General features: G+C 73.7%; 4 protein-coding genes. All 4 read left to right on the top strand.

Annotation, left to right across the window (positions count from 1 at the left end):
• The coding region (locus tag ACWEVO_RS31050; RefSeq protein ID WP_452311021.1) for a MauE/DoxX family redox-associated membrane protein at nt 1–714 on the top strand (714 nt) is incomplete at its 5' end.
• 293 nt (nt 715–1,007) lie between these two features.
• The gene (locus ACWEVO_RS31055) at nt 1,008–1,691 is read left to right on the top strand and encodes an AfsR/SARP family transcriptional regulator (protein ID WP_452311022.1); all 684 of its coding nucleotides are present in this window, start codon (nt 1,008–1,010) and stop codon (nt 1,689–1,691) included.
• 250 nt (nt 1,692–1,941) lie between these two features.
• The gene (locus ACWEVO_RS31060; protein ID WP_452311023.1) at nt 1,942–3,840 is read left to right on the top strand and encodes a phage tail sheath subtilisin-like domain-containing protein; all 1,899 of its coding nucleotides are present in this window, start codon (nt 1,942–1,944) and stop codon (nt 3,838–3,840) included.
• 1 nt (nt 3,841) lies between these two features.
• Complete coding sequence (locus ACWEVO_RS31065) at nt 3,842–4,345, top strand: phage tail protein (protein WP_452311024.1); 504 nt, start codon at nt 3,842–3,844, stop codon at nt 4,343–4,345.
• Nucleotides 4,346–4,433 lie beyond the last annotated feature (88 nt).

Below are 4,433 nucleotides of genomic sequence, written 5' to 3' on the forward strand. Positions count from 1 at the left end.
TACCGCCTGCTCGGCGGGGTGGAGCTGACCGTGGGGGCGCTGCTCCTCCTGCCGCCCGCCCGACTGCCGGCGGCGGCCGCGGCGGCCGTGCTGGCGGTCGGCTTCCTCGGCTACCTGACCTACGCCCGCCGCGCCGCACCCAGTTCCTCGTGCGGCTGCCTGAGCGCCCGGGCAACCCCGGTCTCCCACCGCAGCCTGGCGCGGGCCGCACTGCTGGTGGTGGCGGCTGGGCTGGCGGCACTGGCCCCCGGTGGCTGGCCGGCGGCCCTGGGCGCACGGCCGCTGGCCGGTGCCGCCCTGTTGCTCGCCGAGTCGGTGCTGGTCGTGGCGCTCTCCCCCGAACTGGACCGCATCTGGCTGCTGCCGCTGCGTCGGCTGCGGGCCCGATTGACCCACCCGCTGCGTGGCGGCTCCGGCCTCCCGCTGCTGGCCACCCTCCAGCAGGTCCAGCTCAGCGACGCCTACCGGCGGGTCGCACCGCTGCTCCGCTCGGACGTGCGCGACCACTGGGACGACGGCGACTGGCGCTTCGTCGGGCACGCCGCGCTGTTCCGGGGTCGCCCGGTGACCGCGGTGTTCGCCGCGCCCCTGGCCGACCAGGATCCGGACACCGTGCGGGTCGCCGTGGTCGATGACAGCACCGGGCAGACGCTGCTGTCCCTGGCCGGCACGCCGAAGCCGGCCGGGCCCCGGCTCGACGTCGTGCCCGCCTGACGCGACCGGCGCCACGGATCGGGCGGGGTGATCGGGCTCCGCCCGATCCCCGCCCGGCTCCGGCCGGCCCGTCGGCGGCTTGCATCGGCTTTCTTACACACCGTCGCCCGGCTCGGGTCGGGACTGCGAAGATGCCTGAGGATGATCGCGAAGCGGTCACGGAGACCGGGTGAGAGCCCGGAACACGTCCGCTGGTCACGCTGGCACGTGACCCGTGTCCGGCTGCGGGGCGAGCGGCGGCGACACTCGCGGGAGGGCCGGTGGAGGGTACGGCGAAGACTCAGGTCCGACACGTGCGCGTCGAGGTGCTGCACCGCTTCCGCGTGCTGGTCAACGGGCGGTATGTCGCGCTACCCGAGGGCAGCCAGCGGTTGATCGGCTGCCTCGCCGTCACCGAGCACCCCCGGACCCGGGCCACCCTGGCCGGGACGCTGTGGCCGGAGCGCAGCGAGCGCGACGCCAATGCCTCGCTGCGGCAGGCGCTCTGGCGGCTCAACCGGCATGTGTCCGGGCTGCTGGAGCAGGAGAACCAGCACCTCGGACTGGCCCGGGACACCGAGGTCGACCTGCACGAGATCTACCGGCTCTCGGAGGCGGTCACCGACAGCGAGCCGGCGGTGGACCGGCGGGCCGTGCGCCTCCTGGAGGGCGACCTGCTGCCGGAGTGGTCCTACGACTGGCTGGACGGGCGGCGCGAGTCGCTGCGCCAGGTGCGCCTGCACACCCTGGAGGCGCTCGCCCGCAACGACCTGAAGGCCGGCCGTACCGCCACGGCCTTGGTCGCCGCGCTCGCCGCGGTCGGGCTCGACCCGTTGCGGGAGAGCGCCCAGCGGATCGTGATCGCGGCCCACCTGGTCGAGGGCAACACGTCGGAGGCGGTCCGGCAGTACGGCCGGTTCCGCGACCTGCTCTGGGACGAGCTGCGGCTGCCGCCCAGCCGGCAGCTCCAGGAGATGCTGCCCGTGCCGGTCGGCTGACCGCGCCCCGCCGCCCGCGCCATCCGCCGCCCGGACCCGGGCACCCCACGGCCCTGCGGGCCGACCCGGCGTTCCGCCGGGCGGGCGATCCTGGGTACCTGTTCGGTCATCGGCGGCTCCCCGCGTCGGCGGCGCCGCGCTGCGGCCGGGCGCGGCGGTGACGCCGCGGAGACGCGCGGACAACGCGTCCGCGACGGCCCGGCCACACGCGGGAGACGGGTCGGCAACGAGCGCTGGCGAGAATCCGCACATGAGCGTGCAGACCACATACCCCGGCGTGTACGTGCTCGAACGCCCGTCGGGCAGCCACGCGATCACCGGTGTGTCGACCTCGTTGACCGCGTTCGTCGGCGCCGCCCGCAAGGGCCCCGGGGACAGCCCCGTGGCGGTGTCCAGCTTCGCCGACTATCTGCGCCAGTTCGGCGACGTGATGGACACCGGGCACCCGATGGGACACGCGGTCGGGCAGTTCTTCGTCAACGGCGGTGCCCAGGCCGTCGTGGTCCGGGCACTCGGCGCCGGCGCGGCCGCCGGCTTCCTCGCGCTGCCCGCCGCGAACGGGTTGACGGTGACCCTCCGGGCCCGCTCGCGCGGCGCGTACGCCAACGGCAGCGGCGCCGGCACGACGGCCCAGACCGGCCTCTTCGCCGAGGTGAAGGCGGCCGACGACTTCCCGTCCGACCGGTTCAACCTGGAGCTCACCGAGTGGATGCCGGGCGTCGGCGGCGGGCCGGCGACGGTGACCGCCAAGGAGGTGTGGCGGGAGCTGTCGATGTCCCCCGCCAGCACCCGCTACGTGGTCTCCGTGCTCAACGCCAGCACGCTGGCCACCGCCCAGGTCACCGGCGCGCCGGCGCCCGCGCCCTCGGCCGGGACGTCCACCGGGGCGCTGAGCCCCGCGAACGTCACCGTGACCGGCAAGACGTTGCGACTCTCGGTCGACCAGGGGCCGGCGAACGACTACGTCCTCTTCCCGACCGAGGACCCGCCTGTCTCCCACACCCTGGCGCAGGTCCGGGACCACATCAACGCGACCGGCTCGATCTGGCCGGTGACCGCCAGCGTGTCCGGCGGCAAGCTCGTGCTGACCAGCAAGACCAGCGACCTGAACAGCGCCGTCGTGGTCGGGCTGAGCGGCCTGAACGACGCGTCGGCCGATCTCGGGCTGGGCGTGGCCCGGGGCGGCGCCGAGGTGAGCGCGAGCGCGCCGTACCGGCCGGCCGTCGCCGCGGCCGCGCCGCTGGCCGGCGGTTCCGACGGGGCGACCGTCGGGGCCAACGAGATCGTCTCGGCCACCACCGGTCAGGGCATGCTCGCCCTGGACACGTTGGACTTCCCCCGGTTCAACCTGCTCTGCCTGCCGGGCGTGACGACCGCCGACACCGCCTCGGTCAACACCGCCCTGGACTACTGCCGGCGGCAGAACGCCTTTTTGATAATCGACCCCGCGCCCGGGCTGAACCCAACGCAGCTGAAGACCGCCGCGAACCTGCTGCGGGCGCAGGGCGCGCACGGCGCCGTCTACTGGCCCCGCCTGGTCACCGCCGACGGCGGCGCCGACGGGTGGGGAGCCAGCGGCGCGGTCGCCGGGATCATGGCCCGCACCGACGCGGCGCGTGGGGTGTGGAAGGCCCCGGCCGGGCTGGAGGCCGGCATCGCCGGCGCGGTCGGGCTCACCGCGCCCACCAACGACGACGTCTCCGGCACGCTGAACCCGCTCGGGCTCAACGTGCTGCGTACTTTCCCCGGCGCCGGCATGGTGGTCTGGGGCGCCCGGACCCTCGCGGGCAGCGACGTGCTCTCCAGCGACTCCAAGTACGTCCCCGTCCGCCGGCTCACCGACTACATCCGCACCAGCCTCTACCTGGGCACCCAGTTCGCCGTCTTCGAACCGAACGACCCGGACCTGTGGGCGCAGCTGCGCCTGGCGGTGGGGGGCTTCATGCGGGGGCTGTTCCGGCAGGGCGCGTTCCAGCAGTCGGAGAAGCACGCCGAGTCGGACAGCTTCTTCGTCATCTGCGACTCCTCGGTCAACCCGCAGACCGAGATCGACAACGGCCGGGTCAACGTCGTGGTGGGGTTCGCCCCACTCAAGCCCGCCGAGTTCGTGATCATCACCATCACCCAGCTGAGCCAGGCAGGAGAGTGACATGGCCGAGTTCAGCGTGAACCCCACGCGCTTCGACCCGTACAAGAGCCACATGTTCCGCGTCCGCTGGGACGGCGTGTACGTGGCGGGACTGTCGAAGATGTCCCCACTGAAGCGGTCGACGGCGCCGGTCACGCACCGGGTCGGCGGCGACCCCGGCCACGACCGCAAGAGCCCGGGCCTGACCACGTACGACGCGGTGACGCTGGAGCGTGGCGTCACGCACGACCTGGCCTTCGAGGCCTGGGCGAACAAGGTGGCCAGCCTGCGCCAGCCCGGCATCTCGCTGCGGGACTTCCGCAAGGACCTGATCGTCGACGTGTTCAACGAGGCTAACCAGAAGGTGCTCAGCTACAAGCTGTTCCGCTGCTGGGTCTCCGAGTACCAGGCGCTGCCCGCGCTGGACGCCGCGACGGCGGTGGTCGCCATCCAGAGCATCAAGCTGGAGCTGGAGGGTTGGGAGCGCGACACCTCGGTCACCGAGCCCGCTGAGCAGAGTGTCTGAGGCGGGCGCGGTCATGTCGGCGACACCCGGTCTGGCGCGAGCAGGCCGTCGCCGTCGTCGAGCGCGGCGACCAGCCGCGCCAGACCGG

Source organism: Micromonospora sp. NPDC003776 (assembly GCF_053605645.1).

Coding starts and splice junctions, on each gene's coding strand:
- ACWEVO_RS31060 (WP_452311023.1), top strand. CDS start 1,942: ATGAGCGTGCAGACCACATACCCCGGCGTGTACGTGCTCGAACGCCCG.
- ACWEVO_RS31065 (WP_452311024.1), top strand. CDS start 3,842: ATGGCCGAGTTCAGCGTGAACCCCACGCGCTTCGACCCGTACAAGAGC.